This window comes from Neobacillus drentensis (genome assembly GCF_036965425.1).
Taxonomy (GTDB): domain Bacteria; phylum Bacillota; class Bacilli; order Bacillales; family Cytobacillaceae; genus Neobacillus; species Neobacillus drentensis_F.
In genome coordinates this window covers 78,824-102,274 of the sequence record NZ_JBALPP010000139.1, presented here as the reverse complement: position 1 = coordinate 102,274, position 23,451 = coordinate 78,824, and the positions used below count along the sequence as shown (strand labels likewise).

The window sequence follows — 23,451 nt, the reverse complement described above, 5'->3', positions numbered from 1 at the left end:
AAATAGTCTGGTAATTATGGCGAGAAGGTCACACCCGTTCCCATACCGAACACGGAAGTTAAGCTTCTCAGCGCCGATGGTAGTTGGGGCACGCGCCCCTGTGAGAGTAGGACGTTGCCAGGCTGTTTTTTCTAAAAAACCATGTATAAAATTTATGACTGAGCATAAACTAATATGGTGGTTAATATTTGAGTCATTTATACCGTCGCGGGGTGGAGCAGTCTGGTAGCTCGTCGGGCTCATAACCCGAAGGTCGCAGGTTCAAATCCTGCCTCCGCAATCTTGGTCTGGTAGTTCAGTTGGTTAGAATGCCTGCCTGTCACGCAGGAGGTCGCGGGTTCGAGTCCCGTCCAGACCGCCATATTTTTAAGTAAGTACGAAACAAGAGTTTCGTCTTTTTTTTATCCAAAAACCATGCTTTTTTGCGTAAAAGGAAAAAATCATGTAAACTACATAAAGAATAGGCATCCTTAGGAGATATCCTAAGGTTTTTTTGCATCTAAAATTAGGTAAAATGAAGATAGAGAGTAAATAGGTGATGGAATGAACCAATTTGAATTAAATACAACGAATTCTGATGAAACTACCCAGTTTGCTGAAAGATTAGCCTCCTTTTTACAACCGGGAGATGTGATTGCTCTTGAAGGTGATTTAGGAGCCGGTAAGACTACTTTTACAAAAGGTCTGGCAAAAGGACTCAACATTAAGAAAACTGTAAATAGTCCGACCTTCACTATCATTAAAGAATATAACGGAAACCTGCCATTATATCACATGGATGTTTATCGGGTAGCAGATGCTTATGAGGACTTAGGGTTTGATGAATACTTTGAAGGTGATGGAGTAACAGTAGTGGAATGGGCTCATTTAATTGAAGAGCAATTGCCATCGGACCTATTAACCATTTACTTGTATCATGAGGAGCAGGATAAGCGGAAAATTGTTCTCAAGCCAAAGGGTAAAAGATATGAGCAATTATGTAAGGAGATTTTTGCATGACAATTTTAGCAATCGATACTTCTAATTATGCATTAGGAGTTTCGCTTTTAGAAGAAAACCAAGTGCTTGGGGAGTATATTACAAATTTAAAAAAGAATCATTCTGTCCGAATCATGCCTGCCATCCAGACGTTAATGAAGGATTGTGAACGAGTGCCGGGAGATTTAACGAAAATAGTGGTGGCAAAGGGCCCAGGGTCTTATACGGGTGTAAGAATTGGGGTTACGATTGCAAAAACACTGGCATGGACTTTAAATATTCCACTGGTGGGCATCTCTAGTCTTGAAATTTTAGCATCTGGAACAGGGCGCTATTTTGATGGCTATGTGTCTCCATTATTTGACGCAAGAAGAGGACAAGTCTATACTGGGCTGTATCAGTTTGAGAACGGACAGCTATCAGTTGTAGAGCAGGATCAGTTAGTTATGGCTGTAGATTGGGCAGCTAAACTAGCCGAAATGACAAAGCCCATATTGTTTGTCGGGAATGATCTGCCGCTTCATCAATCGAAGCTTGAAGAAATCGTAGGGACTAAAGCATTTTTTGCAAGCATCACAGAACATAATCCTCGTCCTTCTGAACTGGCCTTGTTGGGACGCAACAAAGATGGGGAAGATGTACATACTTTTGTACCTAATTATATTCGCTTAGCTGAAGCCGAAGCTAAGTGGTTAGAAGCAAAAGGAAAAAATTCAAATGGATAGGGATAGAAAAATGGTAGATTCTTATGTTTTTCGCTATATGAGGGAAGAGGATATCGACCAGGTTTTAGCTGTTGAACAGGCCTCGTTTACTGTGCCATGGAGCCGTGAAGCTTTTTATAATGAATTGCACAATAACAAGTTTGCCGTTTATATAGTGCTTGAGGAAGACAATAAAATAATCGGATACTGCGGTACGTGGATTGTGATTGATGAAGCGCATGTAACGAATGTAGCCATTTTGCCGGAATCTCGCGGCAGAAAGCTTGGGGAGACGATGATGCGCAAATTGATGTCTGTTTCAAGGGAAATGGGGGCAAAGAGCATGACCCTTGAGGTCCGGGTAACCAATCATGTGGCACAATCTCTATACCGTAAACTAGGCTTTCAAAATGGCGGGATCCGGAAAAATTATTATTCAGATAATCAGGAAGATGCGCTAGTAATGTGGGTGAATTTATGATAAAAGATCAGTATATATTGGGAATCGAAACGAGCTGTGATGAAACGGCAGTTGCGATTATTAAAAATGGCCGGGAAATTGCGGCAAATGTTGTAGCATCTCAAATTGAAAGCCATAAACGGTTTGGCGGCGTGGTACCGGAGATTGCGTCACGACATCATGTAGAACAAATGACTATCGTGATTGAAGAGGCTTTGAATCAAGCGGATTTAACATTTGCAGAAATTGATGCCATTACTGTTACAGAAGGACCGGGTTTAGTCGGGGCTTTATTAATTGGGGTGAATGCAGCGAAAGCCCTTGCCTTTGCTCATAATATTCCGCTTGTGCCTGTTCATCATATTGCCGGGCATATTTACGCAAACCGACTGGTAACAGAAATGAAATTCCCGCTGTTAGCCCTAGTTGTTTCAGGCGGGCATACAGAGCTTGTTTATATGAGGGAGCATGGTTATTTTGAAGTAATCGGCGAAACGCGTGATGATGCTGCTGGGGAAGCCTATGACAAAGTGGCTAGAACGTTGAATATGCCATATCCAGGTGGGCCGCACATTGACCGTTTGGCACACGAGGGAAGCCCAACAATTGATTTACCACGTGCATGGCTTGAGGAAGGGTCTTATGACTTTAGCTTCAGCGGGTTAAAATCGGCAGTTATCAATACTGTCCACAATGCTGAACAGCGCGGCGAGACAATTGCACCAGAGGATCTGGCTGCCAGCTTTCAAGCAAGTGTTATTGAAGTTCTTGTGAAAAAAACAGAAAGAGCAGTAGATGAATATGGAGTGAAACAGCTATTGGTTGCTGGCGGTGTAGCTGCAAATAAAGGTCTTAGAAGTGCATTAGAAAAGACTTTTTCAGAAAAGGCTGAAGTCGAATTGGTGATTCCTCCATTAGCATTATGCACCGATAATGCGGCAATGATTGCTGCTGCTGGAAGCATTATGTTTGAAAAAGGAATAAGAGCCGGTCTTTCGCTTAATGCCAACCCAGGACTAGATATCGAAATCTATAATGATTAACCCTTCCTAAATGGAAGGGTTTTTTTGATCAATAACTATTCAAACGATTGATTAAATAAGGCTGAGGCCAAGGTTATCACTAAGTATATAAAACTAATTAAACGATTGATTAATATGGCAACAAAACTAATCAAACGATTAATTAAATGAGGTTGAGGCCAAGGTATCACTAAGTTAATAAAACTAATCAATCATTTGATTAAAAAGGTTGGGTCCAAGGAAACCTAATCAAACGATTGCTTGAGTAGTATTGAACCCTTGGTATGACTAAGTTCGGAAAACTAATCAAGCATTTGATTAAAAAAGTATGCATTGTAAAAAGGGATTTTGCAACAGGCACCCTTAAATGATTGTTAGAAGTACTTTTGAATAGCATTTGGTGCATCTTGGCGATAAGCCAATTTCCAAACCTTTAAGACATTTTCTTTTGTTACTTTCATCGCCGGTACCACATAGAAAGGAGCCACTTCCTTTCCAAGCAAGGAATATCCCGCAATAATCGCCTGCGCCACACCATTTTCATAAGGCAGCTGTGCTCCAAGGCCTTTTATATTTCCGTCAGAAGCAATGTCAATCGCCACATTACTTCCTAAATCAACGGTTGTAATGACGATATCATTTTTCCCGGCTTTGCGGGCAGCAGCCAGTACTCCCTCCGCCGGCTGATCCCAAATCGCAAAAATTCCATCTAAATCAGGGCTCGTTGCTAACATATCAGAGGCTGCTTTTTCCGCTTCTTTTGGAGTGGTGATTCCAGCTCGTGCCGCAATTTTTATATTTGGATAGTTTTCTTTGATGGTCGTTTCAAATGCTTCGACTCGCTGATTATTGACAAAAAAATCAGCATTGTGAAATATAACCCCAATCTTGCCTGCTCCATTTAGGGCATCCCCCATAATCTCTCCAGCGAAAATACCATTTCCATAGTTATCTGACGTTACAACGCTTACATAATCTTTGCCTGCTTCCAAGCCCTCAGGCATACTGTCCATAAAGATTAGTTTGATGCCTGCTTTCGATGCCTTTTTAAAGACAGGAGCCGTTGTATGTGGATTGACCGGTAAACTAACAATGACATCTGCCTTCAGCTCTATAATGGTTTCGATATCTGAAATTTGTTTATTAGCCTTAAATTCTGCATCCGAAACCGCCACAACTTCGATCCCCATTTTCTCGAACGTATCCTTTAAACCATTGATGGTTGCGGTTGAAAAATCATTTTCCGTATAGTGCATCGCAATCGCCGCTTTATACTTCTTTTCTTTCAGCTTTCTCAGATCTTTCAATGATAATTGGAGTGTTTTGGCCGAAACAGCTTCCTCTCCATGTGGTCCTTGACTTAAAATTTTATCTGCCGGTATATTCTGATTGATCGTATTAAGCAGGGTCTCTTTTATGACGGATAAAAACTCTTGTATATTAAAGGGTTTTGTCACATAATTATCGAACCCCAGGTCAAATGTATATTGAATATCTTGCGGTATAGCATTGGCACTTACTGCGATGATAGCAATGTCTTTCGTTTTTCCACAAGATTTTAAACGCTCAAAAACCTCGTTTCCGTGTATATCCGGGAGATCCAGATCAAGGAGAATCAAGTCAACCTTTTCTTTAGCCGCCATTTCTAAGCCTTCTTTTCCGGTACGGGCAGATAAAAAGGTATAGGAAGGTTGCGATTTCATAATGTTCGTGACAAGATTTAAGTTAGATTCATTATCTTCGATATACAGCAAGCAATATTGCTCGGTCTTATTTTCATTCACCGCATGAGATTCGACATTCTCACCCCATCTCACAGCTGCCTTTAAATCGTGGGAAAGGGGGAGGCTGAAGGAAAAATTACTTCCAATTCGTTTTTGGCTCGTTACATTAATGCTGCCCCCCATTTGATGGACAAGCTGTTTCACCATAGACAATCCAATACCTGTTCCTTCTTCTTGTGTTCCCTCAACCCGATAAAATGGAACAAAGACTTTCTGATACTCGTCAGCAGAAATTCCTGCTCCTGTATCTACAACATGCACGAAAGCCTCGTTTCCTTTCAAATAAGAGTAGATAATGACTTTGCCGCCTATGCGGTTATATTTAATCGCATTATCGAGCAGGTTAAGAAGAATTTGTTTAAGCCGAATGGTATCGGCAAGAACGACTATGCTTTGCGATGGATTCACCCGGTTATGGAGTCTAATTTCTTTCTTTTGGGCCAGCGGCTGAACAATCTTAATACATTCATTGATAATGGCAAGCAGATTAACCTCTTCTAAAGTGACCTTTAATTGACCTGTTTCGATTCTGGAGAGATCTAAAATATCATTAATCAAACTTAATAAATGATTCCCGCCGCTTAAAATCTCCTGGACAAAATCCTGCTGCTCCTCGTTTAAAGTTTCATCTATTTCCAATAGCTGCGCAAAACCCAGGATTCCATTCAAAGGTGTACGGAGTTCGTGACTCATTTTCGATAGAAAGTCCGATTTGGCCATATTGGCTTTTTCCGCCTCTTCTTTTGCTTGAAGTAGCGCGTGTGCCATTTTTCTTCGTTCGGTGATATCGGAAATCGTCACAAGGGCAGCCTGCGCGCCATCCCTTTTAAGCGGTGTTGAATTAATGGAAAGCCATTTCAAGTTGTGATTTAGATCCTTTCCACCCACTATAAAATCTTTAAAAGGAATACCCTGTTCGAGGGTGAGGACATTTGGCAGCCCGGAATAAGGTAAACGGGTGCCGTCTTCTCGAAAAAATTCAAATTGCCTAAGGGTGGATTCTGTTAATAATTCCTCTGAAAATCCCAGTACCTTTTCAACATTATCATTCAGGGCGACCATATTTCCCGATTTTTCATGGATAATCACGCATTCTGACATCGTCCGAAGCACTTCTTTATATAAGTTGAGATCCATTTCTCTCCCTGCCTTTTCAAATGCGGGTTATTAGCTTTATTATAGTCTAGTGGTTCATGTCTGAATCAATTTTTCTAAAAGGCTTCCTATACAGGATAAACTGCCTTATACTGTTTGTAATGAATTTTGCTGATAATTTCAAAATAGTAGGCTTTGGGGGATGACCTATGAGAGTTTTGATTGCAGATGACGATGCACCATCCAGAAAGTTGTTGAAGCATTTTATTAAAACCGTTCCCAACTTTCAGGTTGTTGGAGAAGCAGCAAATGGAGAAGAGTTAATCAGCAAAGTAATGGTGGAACGGCCCGATATCGCCTTAGTCGATATTCATATGCCATTATTGAATGGTATGGAAGCTGTGAAATCCTGTAAAAAAATTGTCCCTTCTTTACAGGTGATTTTCATTACAGGGTATGATGAATATGCTTTGGAAGCTTTTGATGTGAATGCAATCGATTACATTGTCAAGCCGATCGACCGTACCAGACTGTATGCGTCGCTTGATCGAGCAGCGGCATTTTCGAAACCGCCCGCTGACCGGCAGCCGCCATCGATAAAAAAGGATCTAATGATTAAACAATACAATCAGTATTCCTTTATCCCTTTGGATGAGATTATTTTTATTGAAAGAGCGGACCGAAAAGCGGTTATCCATATGATGGAACAAAAAATCGAGGTAAACGAGGCGTTAACAAATCTAGAGGAAATTCTTGATTCACGATTTGTGGCCTCGCACCGATCCTTTATAATCAACTTGCAGCATTTAAAAAGGATTGAAGCATCCGGTCAGTCCTATAAAGCCTATTTTAAAAATTACGACGAGACGGCGAAGGTTTCCAAGAATAAGCTAGCAGAATTGCAAAAAAATAAATCATTATGAGGTCCAGTTTAACTGGATCTCTTTTTTGTTTTTTTGAAATTTATGAATATTTTGTCCGAATGAATAAAAGGTTTATACGATTGGATAGAAAGCGGTTCCCAATGGACAAAACCCTTGTCCGAAGCTCGTTAGACGACAATTTTGTAATCGATTACAATCCGGTTATAGAGATTCAGAAAGGAAACGAAAAAGATGGTTGGGATTGTCGATGTAGCAAAAATGGCCAAGGTTTCAACAGCCACCGTTTCGAGAGTTTTATCAAACAACATGAACGTTTCTTCAAAGACACGTGACAGGGTTTTAAAAGCCGTTAACAAACTGGAATATAAGCCAAACAGACTGGCGAGTAACCTAAGGAAAATGTCTTCAAAAACTGTAATGGCAGTCGTACCCGATATCACCAATCCCTTTTTCTCAAGTATTCTGCAAGGGTTTAAAGATGTCGCCTTAGAATTTGGCTACCATGTTCTGCTGGGCGATACAGGTAATAGTCTTGAACAGGAAAGGGATTATATCAATCTGGTAAAAGAGCGTGTAGTCGACGGTTTGATCTTAGCAACGGCAAGATTGCCAAAAGAAGAAATTCTGGCAGCGAGCCAGGAAATCCCAGTGGTATTAGCATGTGAGTATATTGATGGTTTCGATATACCAACTGTTTCGATTGATAATGTCAGCGCAGGACGAGAAGCGGTAGAGCACTTGATCCGTCTTGGTCATCGGCGGATTGGAATGATTACTGGACCTCTGGACGTCATCCTTAGCAAGGATCGAGTGAAAGGTTATTATCAGGCTTTGAATTTAAATGAAATCCCGATAGAGGGAGTGCTGATTCAAGAAGGAAATTTTTCGGTTACTTCAGGATATGAAACGATGCTGAAGCTCCTGGCTTTAAAGGATCCTCCGACAGCGGTATTCGCGACAAATGATGAAATGGCTGTTGGAGCAATGAAGGCGATTAAACAAAGAGGGCTGCAAGTTCCTAACGATATATCTGTTATCGGATTTGACGATATTCCGCTGTGCGGGTTGGTGGAACCGGAACTGACCTCTGTTTCGCAGCCGAGGTATGACATGGGTTATCAGGCTATGCAAATGCTGCTGTCGATTATTAAAAAAGAAGAGTTGACTCGCAACCAAATTGTATTGCCTCATCGCTTGATGATTCGAAACACATGCCGTACCTATTCCTCATTTCTTGGTGAAAAAAAGTTAAAGGTATATTAAGGAATATACACTTGGTAAGGAGGTGGTTGCAGGGCTTCGAACTATTTTCTCTGCTGCCCTTTTGAAAACGAATGCGAGATTTGGTGTTTATTGTAATCAATTACAATCATATTCAAGGAGGAAATAAAATGAAAAAGAAATTATTGTCACTAGGTCTTGCGGTTGGAGTCACATTCAGTTTAGCAGCTTGTGCTTCTACTACTACTTCAGAAAAGTCCTCTGAAACAAGTGCAAAAGATGCTGCTGCAACAGCGCCGGTTAAAGAAATAAATCTTAATCCAACTGAGGTTCTAGGGGTTGGACCATACGGCGAGAAAGCTGTCTCTCCTTCACAATTAACATTGACAGACGAGGAAAAACAGAAACTAAAAGATGGAAATTTCACCGCTGCCTTTGTTTATCATATGCAAAGTAACGCACCGAACCAAGTAAAATTGGCAGCTGCCAAGTCCCTGCTTGAAGAGCTTGGCGTTAAAGTTGTTTCCGTAACAGATGCAAATTTCAATGCTCAAACGGAAATTGCCAACATTGAAAGCACAATGGCTCTTAAACCGGATGTCATGATTACCATGCCTGTGGATCCGGAAGCAACAGCATCAGCCTATAAAGAGGTTGCAAAAGCTGGAACGAAACTAGTATTTATGGAAAATATCCCGAAAGGATTCAAGCCTGGAAAAGACTATGCCACTCTTGTTAATGCAGACAGCTATGGCAACGGAGTAGCTGCAGCAGATATGCTGGCTAAGCAAATTGGCTACAAGGGTGAAGTTGCGAGTGTTTACTATGATGCCGTATTCTTTGTAACCAATGAACGTGATCGAGGATTCAAGGATGAAATTAAAAAATATCCAAATATCAAATTGGTAGCTGAGTCTCCATTTGCAGACCCGAACAAAGTAGGAGAAGTTGCAGACGGTTTGCTGGTAAATCAGCCAAACTTAAAGGGCGTCTATGCCAGCTGGGATGTACCGGCCGAAGCCATTAGTGCATCAGCTAAGTCAGCGGGTAGAAATGATTTGGTCATTACGACAGTAGACTTAGGAGAAAACACGGCGAGGAATATTGCGGAAGACGGCATGATTCAAGGAACAGCTGCTCCACGTTCTTATGATCAAGGGATTGCAGAAGCAATGGCGGCTGCATATGCACTGATTGGAAAAGAAGTTCCTTCTTATATTTGTCCGCCTGCTCTTCCTGTCATGAAAGAGAATGTAGCGGATGCATTCCAAATTGCCTACCATAAGGACGCTCCAGCGATTGTGAAAAAGGCATTAAAGAAGTAATAAAGGATGCATTTCTTACAGAGTAATAGTTAAGCGCAGGCGTGCTGCTTAACTATTAACCTTTCATATTGAACGATATGAATTCTAATAATGAGGTGGTTATGTATGCAGACTGCAAAAAATCTTGTTGACATTTCAGTAAAAACTAAGCAAACAAAAAAGACAACTATCAATTTTAGTGACTACATGGTCTATATCATTTTTGCTATAGTGCTGGTCGCGTTTACGCTAATGTTTGGCGATAAATTTTTCTCTGTGAACAATATTTTAAATATTACAAAGCAAACAGCGATGATTTCCATTATGGCTGTGGCGTGCACATTTGTAATTGGCGCCAAGGAAATTGACCTTTCGATTGGCTCTACAGTAGCGTTGTCTTCCATCATCGTAGCACTGGTGCTGCAAAGTACCAATAGTATTTTACTTGCCGTATTAGCAGGAATTGCGCTCGGCGCAACTGTTGGTTTAATCAACGGTATGTTTGTCACAAAAGTAGGGATCCCATCTTTCCTCGTGACACTTGGGATGTTAAGTATTATCAAAGGTGCTGCCATGTGGACAACCAACACGGCGGCGGTTCCGATTACAAATGATACTTATAATTTTATCTTCGGTCTTGGTCAAATCGGTCCTGTTCCGATTCTATTAATCTGGACTGTTGTTGCCTTAGTGATTGGATATTTTGTTTTAAATAAACTGCCTTTTGGTAAAAAAGTAATGGCTACTGGCGGTAATGAATTATCTGCCAAATATACAGGTATCAACGTAGACAGAATCAAAATTGCCGTTTTCGTTATGTCAGGTATTGCTGCAAGTTTTGCAGGCATGCTTTACGCAGGAAGAGTACAGACAGCACGCTACACTTTCGGTGAAGGCGATGAGCTTTCTGTTATTGCGGCGGTTATTCTTGGTGGAACAAGCATGGCAGGTGGCGTTGGCACGGTAATCGGTTCTGTCATCGGTTCTTTGCTTATGGGGATCATTAACAATGGTCTGATCATTGGCGGATTAAGCATCAGCCAGCAAATGATGGTTCGCGGCGGTATTATCATCCTGTTTGTAGCACTTAGTACATTAGGAAGCCGCAGAAAAGCCAGAAAGTAATCGTTATAAAATTTGTATCATATTACCGTCTCCTAAAGCGCTAAGGAAGAAGCTGCTGAGAAGGGGACAATCAAGAGGTGATAAGCATTGAGTCAATACATCCTTGAAATGGAAAATATCAACAAGTCATTTAATGAGATACAAGTATTGCACAATATTAATCTAAAAATCAAAAAGGGTGAAGTGCATGCCCTGATAGGTGGAAATGGCGCGGGTAAATCCACCATGATGAAAATCTTAACTGGGGTATATACCTCTGATTCAGGAACGGTCAAAGTCAACGGAGAGACGATTAAGATTTCGTCAACAAAGGATGCCAGTGAGAATGGTATTCGAATGATTTTTCAGGAAATGAGCCTAATACCTACTTTGACTGTGGCTGAGAACATCTTTCTTAACCAGAAGGTAAAAGAAAAAGGCCTTCAAATTATCAATAAAAAGGAAATGGAAAGAAAAGCTGCTGAGCTCTTGGCAACGTTTGAAATCGATGTCGATCCTAGTGCAGTCGTCAATACGCTTGGTGTAGGGTATTGCCAGCTGATTGAAATCGCCAAAGCTCTGTCACGTGAAGCAAAAATTTTGGTCATGGATGAACCGACAGCCTCTCTTACAGAGGCTGAAACACAAATCCTCTTTGGTATCGTGGAGAAATTAAAGAAAAAAGGGGTTACCATCATTTACATTTCTCACCGGATGCATGAAATATTCCAGATCACTGACTCGATTACGGTCATGAGAGATGGACGGCATGTGTTGACAACGGAAACCAAGAACTTAAATATGGAATCCATCATTGAACACCTTCTTGGCAGTACATCTGCCGAGAAAGCATTTAAACGAATCAAGAGAGAAAAGAAAGTTACAGGTTCAAACATTTTAGAGGTAAAAAATCTGACTATTAATGACAAAATCAAGAATATTAACTTTCATTTAAAAAAGGGTGAAATTATTGGGTTTGCCGGATTGATGGGATCTGGAAGAACCGAAATAGGAGAAGCCATTTTTGGACTTAATCCTGCAAAAGCAGGAGAAATTATCCTCGATAATCAAAAGGTCAAAATTAAATCGGTGAAAGATGGGATTAATGCCGGAGTTGCGTTGATTCCTGAAGATAGAAGAAGGCAAGGATTAGTATTAATGCATACGGTCAAGGATAACATGGTCCTGCCAGTAATAAATAAATTTAGAAAAGGCCTTGCAATAGATAAAAAGAACGTGGAAAAAACGGTTAACTCCTATATTGAAGAGCTTTCTATCAAAACTGATTCTATGAATAAAACAATCTCGTTATTATCTGGTGGTAATCAGCAAAAGGTTGTTATCGCAAAATGGCTGGAAACCAACCCAAAGGTATTGATTATGGATGAACCAACAGCAGGTGTGGATATCGGGGCTAAAGGTGAAATCGTTAATGTAATAAGGAATTTGGCCAATCAAGGTCTTGGTGTCATCTTAATCTCCTCCGAATTGGCCGAACTTATGGCCATCTGTGATCGGATTATTGTCTTAAAGGATGGAAGAATCACTGGTGAATTAGATGGGGATCTGATCGAATCCGAGGCGGAATTAGAGCACGCCATCCAACAGTAAACGGATTTTTAAGAGACGGATCTATAAATGTAATCGATTACTTAATCAAGGAAGGATCGGTGGATTCTGTTGGGGAAAAAGAAAGTTAGAGTAGGAATGATCGGATATAAGTTTGTGGCAAAGGCACACAGCCATGCTTTCCGTGATTTGCCCTTTTATTTTGATCCGGAAACTGAGCCGGTATTGCAGGCAATAGCTGGCCGGAACGAGGATGCTTTGAGTGCAGCGGCAGATAAATTTGGTTTTGCTTCTTATGAAACGGATTGGCAGCGTTTGATTGAACGTGATGATATTGATCTGATTGATATTGTCACTCCGAACCACACACATGCGGAAATGGCGATTGCTGCTGCAGAAGCAGGTAAACATGTGTTTTGTGAAAAGCCTCTGGCAATGACATTGGATGAAGCAAGGAGAATGCTGAAGGCGGTTCAGAAGTCCGGAGTTGTACACATGATTGGCCACGCTTACCGTTATGCTCCTGCAGTACAGTACGCCAAGAAACTAATTTCGGAAGGCCGTCTGGGCAGAATTTATCATGTACGAGCCACCTATTTACAGGACTTTATTGTGGATCCTAACTTTCCATTAGTATGGCGCCTGCGCAAGGATGTAACGGGGTCAGGAGCTTTGGGCGATATAGCGGCGCATATTTTGGACCTTGCGCGGTTTTTGGTCGGAGAATTCACAGAAGTAACAAGTATGATGGAAACGATTATTAAGGAAAGGCCGCTTGAGAAAGCGAGCTTTGGCTTAAAAGCAATTGCCGATGAAACTTCTAAGGGAATGGTTGAAGTAGACGATGCCACCGCATTTTTGGCCAGATTTGAAAACGGAGCAATGGGCGTGTTTGAGGCAACCCGTGTAGCAGCTGGCAATCGAAATGGCAACCGCTTTGAAATTAACGGTGAAAAAGGGTCCATCCGCTGGGATTTGGAGAATATGAATAATCTCCAAGTGTATTTTACGGATGATGAACCAGGGCTGCAGGGGTTCCGCACAATCAACTGTACCGAGGAGCATCATCCATTTGCTGCAGCATACTGGCCGCCGGGTCTCATTATCGGCTACGAGCATACGTTTATTAACTTAATGGCTGATCTGATGGATGGGATTACAAATGGATATAGCCCATCCCCGAATTTTGTAGACGGAGTGCGGAACCAGGCTGTTCTGGACGCGGTGGAAAGATCGGCTGCTTCAAGACAGTGGGAAAAGGTTGAAAGTGAATAAATAAAAGGGAGCGTACAAACTCCCTTTTCACATGCATTTATTGAATAGATTGTATTTATTTTCACAAAGAAAGTGGTGCTGTTAATGCAAATTGGATTTATGACAAATGCATGGGGCCATACAGTTGGCCATCCTGTAGGCGTTCCGTCGATAAAAGATTTGTTCTACTTATCTATTGGTCCGATTGAAGAGGCGGTTAAGGTTATTGGCAAAACGGGTTTTGAGAGAATTGAGATCTTCGATGGGAATTTATATAGCTATATTAATAGAAGAAACGAATTCACTCATCTGTTAGAAGAAAACAAAGTTGAACTAGGGGCTGTTTATACAGCTGCGAACTTTATTTTCGATGAAATCCTTGAAGAGGAATTTTACAAAATTGATAGGGCGATTTATGCGGCAAAAGTATTTGGAGCGAAACACCTAATTGTAGGGGGCGGAGCTATAAGACGGGACGGAATCAGGGAAAGTGATTTTACCAAACTGGCAACAGGATTGGATCGAGTAGTTGATTTATGTGAAGAGAATGGGTTAATGGCCAGCTTCCACCACCATCTTGACTCGATGGTAGAAACAGAGGGACAACTCGATCAACTAATGCCACAGACCAAAATCAATCTTTGTGTCGATACAGGCCATATCCATGGTGCCGGGGGAGATGCACTTGCAGTTGTAAAAAGATATATTGATAGAATTCGTTACATGCATCTGAAGGACTTTGGGAATGGTAAATTCCAGCCGCTAGGCAAGGGTGATGTTCAGTTTGAGGAGATTTTTAACGTCATCCAAAATCATGGAAACAACGTTGAATTTACAGTTGAAGCCAATGATATTGGCGAAGATGTGGAATATCTGGCAGAGCACAGCTACCGTTATTTGGAGAATTATTTTAAATAGGCCCGGAGGAGATACAATTGATCGTTTTCACAGCTACTTTACAAGCGAAGTCAGGTAAAGAAAAGGAACTTGAAGATGCCCTCGTCCACATGGTTTCAGAAGTACAAAATGAGGAAGGTGCTCTAATTTATATCCTTCATCGGGTGAAGGATACTCCAGGGAAGTTTACATTCTATGAAAAATATAAGGATCAAGAAGCCTGGGAATATCATGACTCTACTCCTCATATGAAAGCATTGCTAGAAAAGCTCGAATCACTTTTGGCTGACGAAATTAAACTCAACCATTTTGAAGAAATCGCCTCAATCTCCCGCTGACCATTTGCGAGGAACGGAGGCGTAATCTAAAGGAGAGACCTGTAATGAGTAACTTTGATTATTTGTTTACCCCGTTTAAGATCGGGAATGTCACGATTAAAAACCGAATTGTATTTCAGCCTCATTTTGATGCATTGACTTTTGAAGATGGCATGCCGCATGAACGGGAGGCACGCTATTATGCTGAACGGGCGAAAGGCGGAGCTGGCTTAGTTATCATGTATGGCATAGCCGCTACATTATCAGGACAAATGTCCAATCGATTTGTACGTGGATGGGACCCTGCCATTGTGCCTGGGCTGCGCATGTATGCTGACATGGTCCATGAAAATGGGGGGAAAATCTTTGGACAAATTAACCATGCCGGTCATACTACATTAAAGAATCCTCCACAAATTTTATTAGCTCCTACCCAAATGCCGGAACCGTCCAGTTCGTTCAACACGAAGGAAATGGAAATAGAAGATATCCAAGAAACGATTGAAGGATTTGCAAAATCCGCTTATCACTATAAACAAGCAGGGTTTGATGGTGTAGAGATAAAGGTCGCACATGATGGTTTATTACGCTCTTTTGTCTCTGAATTTTTTAATAAGCGTACCGATGAATATGGCGGTTCATTTGAAAATCGACTGCGGCTGCCGATGGAGGTCCTCCGGGCAGTACGCAAAGCAGTAGGGGATGATTACCCAGTAGGCATTCGTCTTTGCCTGGATGAATTTACCCCTTGGGGCTACGATCTGGAATATGGAATCAAACTTGCAAAGGCGTTTGAGGAAACAGGCATGGTAACCTACATCAATACCGACGCCGGATCCTTCTCAAGTTTTTATATGGAAATTCCGCCTATGTCTGTTCCCGCCGGGTTCGCGGTTTATATGGGCGCAACGCTTAAAGAAATTATCAATCTGCCGATTATCTCTTTTGGCCGCATTAATGATCCAGTTCAGGCTGAGAAGATTTTAGCTGATGGACATGCGGATTTTGTAGGAATGGCAAGGGCCTTAATCGCGGATCCAGAACTTCCAAATAAAGCGCAGCGCGGTGAAGAAGAGGATATTCGAAACTGTATCGCTTGTAATGATGGATGTATTTATCAAGTCATGCAGGAAAAGCCAATTCGGTGCATTCATAATCCTGCGGTAGGGCTTGAAAAGGAACTGGGTATCGGCACCTTACAAGAAGCAGACCAGAAAAAACGAATTGTCGTGGTCGGCGGTGGTGTAGCCGGCTTGAAGGTAAGTGAAATAGCCGCATTAAGAGGGCACCAGGTTACTCTGCTTGAGAAAGATGATAAGCTTGGCGGCCAGGTTCTATTAGCAAGTAAGCTGCCGCATCGGGACCAGGTACATGGTGTGATTTCTCATTTAATTAAGCGCGTCAATCGTCTCGGTGTAGACATTCACTATAACGTAGAAGCGGATGAAAAGACCGTACTGGATTTTAACCCGGATGTAGTTGTGATCGCAACGGGTTCCAGCGTTGCACCGCTCGATGTTCCAGGCGGCAGCCAGGATAATGTCTACAGCGTTTATGATGTGATCGACGGAAAAGCAACAGTTGGAAATCGAGTATTGTTTATTGATGAAAATGGACATTACAAGGGTGCAGGAGTAGCAGAATTATTAGCTTCACAAGGCGTACATGTAAATATGGTCACACATCTAAACTTTGTTGGAGAAAATTTGGAACCAAGTAATCAGGTTATGTTCTATCAACGCTTTATGGAAATGGATGTAGAAATGACACCGCATCATGAAGTTGTATCGATTAATGGAAATAGTGCAGTGCTAAAAAATGTATACACGGAAAAGGAAACCGAAATTGGCGGTTATGATTCCTTTGTCTATGCCACCCAAAACCGCTCTATCACCGATTTATACTTCTCCTTAAAAGGCAAGTGTAAAGAAATCTATCGTATTGGTGATAGTGCTGCACCAAGGATGATCGAGCAGGCAGTTTGGGATGGAGAGGAAATTGGGCGCAAACTATAGATCGGAATGGTTAGAGGGGAGCATCCTGGTATGAATAATGTCCTTGTTTTTATTGAAGGGGAAGAAGGAAAAATCACGGAGGATAGTAAGAATATCGTGAAGGACAGCAAAAAGCTGGCCGATCTTTTGGGAGGGAGTCTCATAGGGGCGGCCTACAGCGAAGCCATCTCCCAGGAGGAACTAACACAAGCGGCCATCGATGTATTTTGGGAATTGCCTTTTACACTAGACGATGATCCATGCGGGCAGTTAGCAGGCAGTGAAATAGGATGTTTAGTAGGCGAAGCAAAGCTGGGTTTACTGCTTTCTGCCAATAATTTGTTGGGAGAAACCATATTAGCCATTGCGGCAGCTTCATCGGACGGCGTATTTTTCCATTCCTGCCGGCAAATTTCTATTGATGCCGGTGACTTTAAAATCCATCAATCAACGTATAACGGTAAAGTCGATGAAGTTCGCATCCTGCCGAAACATTCAAACGTTGCTTTTGCAACCATCATCCCAAGCGGCACAGGCAGAAATCCTTATTTTGAGAAAAAAAATCCGGTTACCGTTCAGAAAGTGAATCCGCTTGTTAATGGAATGGTACCGAAAATTATGGAAACGTTTAAAGCCAAAGCGGAAAATATTGACTTAACAGAAGCCGAAGTGGTTGTGGCAATGGGTGACGGCATTGCCAATGAGAAAGGATTAAAGCTAGTTTCCCAGTTTGCCAATTTAATAGGAGCGACTTTGGGAGGAAGCCGGATTGTCGTAGATAATGGGTTTCTCCCGCACAATAAGCTCATTGGTCTGACAGGAAACGTGGTTGCACCAAGATTATATATAGGCGTCGGCGTGTCAGGCGCTCCCCACCATCTCATCGGCATCAAAGAATCGGATGTTATTGTGGGAATTAATTCAGATCCAAACGCGCCCTTATTAAAGGTTGCGGACCTTGCTATCATAGGCGATGCGTTTGAAATTTTACCTGCTCTTATTGAAGGATTAGGAGGTGACCAAGTTGTCTAGCAAATTTGATGTAATCGTGGTTGGTGCGGGTTTGGCCGGCAGTGCGGCAGCTCTTGAAATGGCGAGGGCCGGATTGAATGTTTGTATTATTGAACGGGCAATTGTGCCAGGGGAAAAGAATGTAACTGGCGGAGTCATGTTTAAAGGGATCTTGGATGAATTTATCCCAAACTGGAAGAATGAGGCCCCGATTGAGCGCTGGATTTCGAAAAAAGGGATTGGAATGGTTACCGCCGAGTCATTATCCTTAATGCAATATGAGACAGAAAGAAATGATGGCTATAATGCCTGCACATTGAACCGAGTTCATTTTGACAGCTGGCTGGCCAATAAAGCGGAAGAAGCTGGTGCGACCCTTTTAACCAATACATTAGTGGAAGATGTGATTTTGGAGGATGGGTTTGTAAAGGGTGTCAAAACGCATCATGCCGATGGCTTCATTTACGCTGATATCGTAATTTGTGCAGATGGAGTGAATTCCTTGGTGGCTCAAAAAGCAGGCTTGCGCAAGCAGGATATAAAGCCAAAGGATATCGGGCTGGGTATTAAGGAAATTCTGTCACTGCCTGAGGAAACAATTAACGAGCGTTTTGGACTTAAGGGAAGTGAAGGCTGCGCGTATGAGTTTGTGGGTGAGTTTTTAAATGGAGTTTATGGCGGTGCCTTCCTTTATACAAATCGTAATACTCTATCCATTGGAATTGTTGTGAATTTAGGATCCATAGCAGAAACTTCTGTTAACTCCAGGGCGATTTTAGAGCATTTTAAAAATCAGCCGCAAATTAAAAAGTTTCTTGAAGGCGGAAGTTTAGTGGAATATAGTGCTCATTTAGTTCCCGAAGTGGGACTTGACATGGTTCCACAATTATATGGAAATGGGATCTTGGTCACTGGGGATGCTGCGGGGCTGGTCATCAATAACGGCTTTTCGATTCAGGGCATGAACTATGCCATTGCTTCAGGAAGAGAGGCAGGAAAAACCGCGGTTGACTGTATAAGGAAAGGAAATGCATCGGCGCGAGAATTGGCATCCTATAAAACTCAGCTTGATCAGTCCTTCGTGGGAAAAAACCTTAAAAAGTTTCAGAACACGCATAAGGTTTTAGCAAATCCGCGAATCGGAAGAGAGTATCCTGTTCTAATCGACAATATCGCTAAAAATTTATTTGGCTTTGAGGATACGATTCAACCGAGTTTGTCATCAACACTGAAAAATTCCCTCCGCGGTAACGTTTCACCGTGGCAATTAATTAAGGACGGCTTTGAAATATGGAGGTATATGTAAAATGAATACAACCGAAAAGCTTTTGCGTGTAAATTTTAATCCTGATGATACACCGCATATAAAAGTAGATACCTCGATATGCAATGAATGCTCTACACAAATTTGTCTTAATATATGTCCAGCCGAACGTTTTACATTAGAATCCGGAAAAATGAGATTCGTAGTTGACGGTTGCCTCGAATGTGGTGCCTGCCGCATTTCCTGCGAGACAGATGCGGTAACCTGGAATTTTCCGCATGGTGGCTGCGGGGTTCGTTTTCGATTAGGATAAGAAACGATTCGTGGGAGAGGAGGAGAAAGATTGAAAATTGCAGTACTGATAAAGGAGAAACAAGCTCCAGTTGGAACTCCGTTGTTTTCGCAAAACCATAAAGGGTTAAGTGAATTGAATACGACTTTGTTTATTGATGAATCAGATTCTGCAGCGATGAAGGAAGCGGCGAAACTGAAAGCTAAAATACCAAATTCGGAGATTCATGTCTATTATTTCGGAAACAATCCATATATGCTTCGCAGTTTACTAGGTTTAGGAGCTGATGAGGCAGATTTGATTAAGATAAATGATGAACAAAATCTTTTCGAAATGACCAAAAAGGTAAGTGAAATCCTTGTTGATCAGAAATTTGATCTGATCATGACCGGCCAGCAAGGAGGTGGGGCAAACGGTGTTGGGCCTGCTCTTTCCAATTTGCTCGGGGTCACGTTGATTAATTCACTGCTCGAACTTGAGCAAGTTTCAACTGAAAATTATGTGGCAACTCGAACCCTTGGACGTGGAAGAAGGCAAAAATTAACAGTTCAATTACCTGCATTGATGATGTGTGATCAGACCATGGAGCATGATGGAGAACCATCCCTTTCAAATGTTCTTCAGGCAGCGAAAATAAAGGTAAAAGAACATGTTCTGACGACTCAAATGAAATCGGATCGAATGACGCTGCAAACGCCAAGTCCAAGACCTAAAAAAATCTATATGCCTGACAGCAATATCAGTGCCCATAAAAGATTGAAACAAATCCTCACTGGCGGTGTAAAAGAGCGTACCGCCAATCGTCTGGAAGGGAATCCGAGGGATGTGGCTCAACAATTTATTCATTTTCTTAAAAAACAAGAGGTTGTAAAAAAATAAGGTTTGATAGAAACGGAGTGATCACTATGGACAAAATAAAGGTTGGGATTATTGGAACGGGTTTTATTGGACCAACCCATATTGAGGCAATCAGAAGACTTGGATTCGTGGAAGTAGTCGGTTTGGCGGAAACAAGTCAAAAAGCTGCTGAAAAAAAGGCGGCAGAACTGGGAATTCCAAAAGCCTTTGGTGATTACCGCGAAATGCTGAAAGACAGCGAAATCCAGGTCGTGCACAATTGCACACCAAATTTTCTTCACTATGTCATTAATAAGGATATTATTTTAGCCGGAAAGCATGTCGTCTCTGAAAAACCACTTGCAATGAACAGCGAAGAATCAGCAGAATTGCTGGAGTTAGCGGAAGAACACGGAGTTATCCATGCGGTGAATTTTAACTATAGACAGCATGGTAGTGTGCAAAACTTACAAGCAAAAATAGCAAACGGTGATCTTGGAAAAGTAAATTTGGTACATGGAAGCTATCTTCAGGATTGGTTACTGTATGAAACAGACTTTAACTGGCGCCTTGCTCCGGAAGTGGGCGGCAATTCCCGTGCAGTCGCCGATATCGGTTCACACTGGTGTGACACAGTCCAGTTCGTAACTGGAAAGCGGATTGTCCAAGTTTTCGCAGACTTAGCAACAGTAATTCCGGTAAGAAAGAAAGCAAAAAATACGATTGCTACTTTTAGCACACAAAATCTAGAAGAACAAGAATATGAAGATGTTCCGATCAACACAGAAGATTATGCATCTGTTCTGTTCCGCTTTGAAGATGGATCACGGGGAGCCTTTACGGTATCACAGGTGAGTGCAGGCCGAAAAAATAGACTAAGCTTTGAAATTAACGGAAGTAAAAGTTCTGTTTTCTGGAATCAGGAAGAGCAAGAAAAACTTTGGATTGGTCACAGGGACCGGGCAAATGAAATTTTGCTAGCAGACCCTGCCTTGTTTACAGCAGAAGCAAGGTCTTCCATCCACCATCCAGGCGGACACAATGAAGGCTGGCCGGATGCTTTGAAAAATATGATGTTAAACTTCTATTCGTTTGTTCGCGATGGCAAGAGCCTGAAAACAGACAAGCCTAATTTTGCAACATTTAAAGATGGACATATTTCCATGTGCATTACCGATGCGATCTTGGAAAGCCATCAGCAGCAGAAATGGGTCAAGGTTCAGACTGGCAAGGAGGTTCTGGCTTGAAACTAGGTGTATTTAATCCTTTATATCAGAATCTGCCTTTTGAGGAAATGCTGGATAAATTAGTACGGATGGGTGTCGAAGCAGTGGAATTGGGGACAGGAAATTATCCCGGGAACCATCACTGTAATCCAGATGAATTACTTGAATCTCCCAAGAAAGCAAGCTCCTTCCTGCGCGCGATTGAAAGCAGAGGGTTAACGATCAGCGGTCTAAGCTGCCACGGAAATCCGCTGCATCCGGATAAAAAGTTTGCGAAGGATTCCCATGAGGTTTGGAGAAAAACTGTTTTGTTAGCGGAGCGGCTGGGTGTGCCGGTTGTGAATGGTTTTTCCGGATGCCCTGGTGATCATGCAGAAGCTAAAAATCCGAACTGGGTCACTTGTTCCTGGCCGCCAGAATATTTGGATGTGTTGAACTGGCAGTGGAACGATATGGTCATTCCGTATTGGAAAGAGGAAGCACAATTCGCGAAGGAGCATGGCATTAACGTTGCCTTTGAGATGCACCCGGGGTTTGTGGTCTATAATCCTGAAACACTTTTAAAGTTAAGGGAACATGCCGGAGAAAACATCGGAGCCAACTTTGATCCAAGTCACCTTGTTTGGCAAGGTATCGATCCAGTCCAAGCCATCAAAAAGCTGGGCCGCGAAAATGCTATTTTCCATTTTCATGCGAAAGATACTTATTTAGATCGTGCGAATATTAGTATAAATGGCGTTTTGGATACAAAGCATTACTCTGAAATTTTAGACCGCTCATGGACGTTTAGGTCTGTCGGTTACGGTTCCGATGAAAAGTTCTGGAAAGATATTGTCAGTACATTGCGTGCGGTCGGATATGATTATGTCATTTCTATTGAACATGAGGATATGCTTGCTTCTACGGATGAGGGTTTAAGCAAAGCCATTTCCCTTCTAAAAGGAGCTATGTTCAAGGAGCAGCTGACAGAGATGTGGTGGGCGTAAGCTAGAGACAGATGAAGCGAGGATAGTGGCGTTTTGGGTTACAAAAATTAATTTAAATGGAGGCAGTACTATGACAACAATGAATGCCGTATTTTTTCCGGGAGACAAAAAGGTAGAAATTCGCGAGATTGAAATCCCAACACCAGGACAGGGAGAAGTACTTGTTCAATTAAAGGCGTCTGCTATTTGCCGCAGTGATATGAGCTTGTATTACGGGACATCCGTTTTTGAAGGAACCAAATGCGGATGCACAGTGCCAGGACATGAGCCGGCAGGAGTGATTACAGAAGCAGGGAATGGCGTAAGCAATTTCAAGCCGGGTGACCGCGTAGCTGTTTACCTAGCCCTTGGATGCGGGGAATGTCCTCATTGTAAGAGCGGCTACAAAATGTTCTGTAACGAATTCAAGTGCATCGGCTTTGATTCACATGGCGGAGATGCGGAGTACATGGTGGTTCCAGCCGAAAACTGCATGAGACTTCCGGATAGCATGAGCTTCGTAACCGCAGCTGTTTCTACAGATGCAGTAGGAACTCTCTATCATGCTCAAAAGAGATTAGGCATTTCCGGCCGAGACACACTTGTTATTTTTGGAATGGGGCCAATGGGCGGTGCCGGTGTGATGATTGCCAAAGGATTGGGAGCTACTGTCATTACGGTGGACATGCTTGATGAACGTTTGGAGCTAGCGAAGGAATTAGGTGCAGACTACACCATCAACGGTAAAAATGTGAATGTTCAAGAAGAAATTGCTCGCATTACAAAAGGTGCCGGCGCCGACGCAGCGATTGATTGCTCCGGAAGTCCATTTGCCCAAAATGACGCATTAGATTGCGTAAGAGCTCATGGACGCGTGGCGTTTATTGGTGAAAGCAAAGAATCAACGATTAAGCCAAGCCAGCAATTAATCCGCAAACAAATTTCCGTGATGGGATCCTGGTACTTCCCTATCCAAGAGTTCAATGAAATTGCGGAGTTTATTGTCAGAAAAAATCTGCCTGTAGAAAAATTGGTTACACATCGATTCAAATTGGAAGAAGCAGAAACAGCATTCCGTTTGTTTGACGAAAGAAAGACAGAAAAAGCTGTGTTTGTCTGGGAATAAGAGGGAAGAGTTGTTTACTCTCGGATGAGAGGTCATTATTCTCGTAGGGGATGTAGTTACTCTTGGAAGAGAGGTTATTACTCTCGGATACGATATAGTTTACTCTCGGATAAGCCGATATTACTCTCAAATAACCAATCCGC

Annotated in this window: 21 protein-coding genes, 2 tRNA genes and 1 rRNA gene; 23 read left to right on the top strand and 1 reads right to left on the bottom strand. The window is 42.1% G+C overall.

All coding sequences use genetic code 11. The annotated features are described in order from the left end of the window. The first annotated feature begins 6 nt into the window (after positions 1–6). From rrf to tsaD, 7 genes are all read left to right on the top strand, one after another. Positions 7–123 (top strand): 5S ribosomal RNA (rrf, locus tag V7161_RS27200). 83 nt (positions 124–206) lie between these two features. Beyond that, a tRNA-Met gene (locus V7161_RS27195) sits at positions 207–280 on the top strand. 4 nt (positions 281–284) lie between these two features. Next, a tRNA-Asp gene (locus tag V7161_RS27190) sits at positions 285–361 on the top strand. Between the two features lie 182 nt (positions 362–543). Continuing rightward, entirely contained in the window at positions 544–999 is a 456-nt protein-coding gene (gene tsaE / locus V7161_RS27185) for a tRNA (adenosine(37)-N6)-threonylcarbamoyltransferase complex ATPase subunit type 1 TsaE (protein WP_335715923.1), read from the top strand. Continuing rightward, positions 996–1,703 carry a tRNA (adenosine(37)-N6)-threonylcarbamoyltransferase complex dimerization subunit type 1 TsaB gene (gene tsaB / locus V7161_RS27180; protein ID WP_335715922.1) on the top strand — a complete coding sequence of 236 codons (708 nt, stop codon included), beginning with the start codon at positions 996–998 and terminating at the stop codon, positions 1,701–1,703. The genes tsaE and tsaB overlap by 4 nt, the downstream gene beginning before the upstream one ends. A gap of 10 nt (positions 1,704–1,713) precedes the next feature. Continuing rightward, a complete protein-coding gene (gene rimI / locus V7161_RS27175; RefSeq protein ID WP_289989126.1) occupies positions 1,714–2,163 on the top strand; it encodes a ribosomal protein S18-alanine N-acetyltransferase in 450 nt (149 codons plus the stop codon). Continuing rightward, positions 2,160–3,185: a tRNA (adenosine(37)-N6)-threonylcarbamoyltransferase complex transferase subunit TsaD gene (gene tsaD, locus V7161_RS27170; protein WP_335715921.1), complete on the top strand. Its 1,026-nt coding sequence runs from the start codon at positions 2,160–2,162 to the stop codon at positions 3,183–3,185. Before rimI ends, tsaD begins: the two co-directional genes overlap by 4 nt. A gap of 353 nt (positions 3,186–3,538) precedes the next feature. Here the strand turns inward: tsaD and V7161_RS27165 are convergent, their stop codons facing one another. Further along, complete coding sequence (locus V7161_RS27165) at positions 3,539–6,085, bottom strand: substrate-binding domain-containing protein (RefSeq protein ID WP_335715920.1); 2,547 nt, start codon at positions 6,083–6,085, stop codon at positions 3,539–3,541. 167 nt (positions 6,086–6,252) lie between these two features. Between V7161_RS27165 and V7161_RS27160 the strand changes: the two genes are divergently transcribed. The 16 genes from V7161_RS27160 to V7161_RS27085 all read left to right on the top strand — a co-directional run bounded on the left by V7161_RS27160 (position 6,253) and on the right by V7161_RS27085 (position 23,308). Then, complete coding sequence (locus V7161_RS27160) at positions 6,253–6,966, top strand: LytR/AlgR family response regulator transcription factor (protein ID WP_335715919.1); 714 nt, start codon at positions 6,253–6,255, stop codon at positions 6,964–6,966. 192 nt (positions 6,967–7,158) lie between these two features. Beyond that, positions 7,159–8,190, top strand: coding sequence for a LacI family DNA-binding transcriptional regulator (locus tag V7161_RS27155; RefSeq protein ID WP_335715918.1), 1,032 nt, complete (start codon positions 7,159–7,161; stop codon positions 8,188–8,190). Positions 8,191–8,318: 128 nt separating this feature from the next. Then, on the top strand, positions 8,319–9,473 hold the full coding sequence (locus V7161_RS27150; protein WP_335715917.1) for a substrate-binding domain-containing protein: 1,155 nt from the start codon (positions 8,319–8,321) through the stop codon (positions 9,471–9,473). A gap of 105 nt (positions 9,474–9,578) precedes the next feature. Beyond that, positions 9,579–10,577, top strand: coding sequence for an ABC transporter permease (locus tag V7161_RS27145; RefSeq protein ID WP_335715916.1), 999 nt, complete (start codon positions 9,579–9,581; stop codon positions 10,575–10,577). An 87-nt stretch (positions 10,578–10,664) separates the two neighbouring features. Next, positions 10,665–12,167: a sugar ABC transporter ATP-binding protein gene (locus V7161_RS27140; RefSeq protein WP_335715915.1), complete on the top strand. Its 1,503-nt coding sequence runs from the start codon at positions 10,665–10,667 to the stop codon at positions 12,165–12,167. Positions 12,168–12,236: 69 nt separating this feature from the next. Beyond that, the gene (locus tag V7161_RS27135; protein WP_335715914.1) at positions 12,237–13,400 is read left to right on the top strand and encodes a Gfo/Idh/MocA family protein; all 1,164 of its coding nucleotides are present in this window, start codon (positions 12,237–12,239) and stop codon (positions 13,398–13,400) included. Between the two features lie 84 nt (positions 13,401–13,484). Beyond that, a complete protein-coding gene (locus V7161_RS27130) occupies positions 13,485–14,297 on the top strand; it encodes a sugar phosphate isomerase/epimerase family protein (protein WP_335715913.1) in 813 nt (270 codons plus the stop codon). 17 nt (positions 14,298–14,314) lie between these two features. After that, positions 14,315–14,614: a putative quinol monooxygenase gene (locus V7161_RS27125; protein ID WP_335715912.1), complete on the top strand. Its 300-nt coding sequence runs from the start codon at positions 14,315–14,317 to the stop codon at positions 14,612–14,614. 44 nt (positions 14,615–14,658) lie between these two features. Beyond that, complete coding sequence (locus tag V7161_RS27120; RefSeq protein WP_335715911.1) at positions 14,659–16,608, top strand: FAD-dependent oxidoreductase; 1,950 nt, start codon at positions 14,659–14,661, stop codon at positions 16,606–16,608. Between the two features lie 30 nt (positions 16,609–16,638). Next, positions 16,639–17,619, top strand: coding sequence for an electron transfer flavoprotein subunit alpha/FixB family protein (locus V7161_RS27115; protein WP_335715910.1), 981 nt, complete (start codon positions 16,639–16,641; stop codon positions 17,617–17,619). Continuing rightward, positions 17,612–18,904, top strand: a complete 1,293-nt coding sequence (locus tag V7161_RS27110) for an FAD-dependent oxidoreductase (protein WP_335715909.1) — start codon at positions 17,612–17,614, stop codon at positions 18,902–18,904. The genes V7161_RS27115 and V7161_RS27110 overlap by 8 nt, the downstream gene beginning before the upstream one ends. A gap of 1 nt (position 18,905) precedes the next feature. Further along, positions 18,906–19,175 (top strand): ferredoxin family protein, encoded by a 270-nt coding sequence (locus V7161_RS27105; RefSeq protein WP_335715908.1) that lies wholly within the window; start codon positions 18,906–18,908, stop codon positions 19,173–19,175. A 30-nt stretch (positions 19,176–19,205) separates the two neighbouring features. Beyond that, positions 19,206–20,033 carry a hypothetical protein gene (locus V7161_RS27100; RefSeq protein WP_335715907.1) on the top strand — a complete coding sequence of 276 codons (828 nt, stop codon included), beginning with the start codon at positions 19,206–19,208 and terminating at the stop codon, positions 20,031–20,033. A 26-nt stretch (positions 20,034–20,059) separates the two neighbouring features. Next, positions 20,060–21,238 carry a Gfo/Idh/MocA family protein gene (locus V7161_RS27095; protein ID WP_335715906.1) on the top strand — a complete coding sequence of 393 codons (1,179 nt, stop codon included), beginning with the start codon at positions 20,060–20,062 and terminating at the stop codon, positions 21,236–21,238. Beyond that, positions 21,235–22,203 (top strand): sugar phosphate isomerase/epimerase family protein, encoded by a 969-nt coding sequence (locus V7161_RS27090; RefSeq protein ID WP_335715905.1) that lies wholly within the window; start codon positions 21,235–21,237, stop codon positions 22,201–22,203. The genes V7161_RS27095 and V7161_RS27090 overlap by 4 nt, the downstream gene beginning before the upstream one ends. Before the next feature lie 70 nt (positions 22,204–22,273). Further along, positions 22,274–23,308, top strand: a complete 1,035-nt coding sequence (locus tag V7161_RS27085) for a zinc-dependent alcohol dehydrogenase family protein (RefSeq protein ID WP_335715904.1) — start codon at positions 22,274–22,276, stop codon at positions 23,306–23,308. The last annotated feature ends 143 nt before the right edge of the window (positions 23,309–23,451 follow it).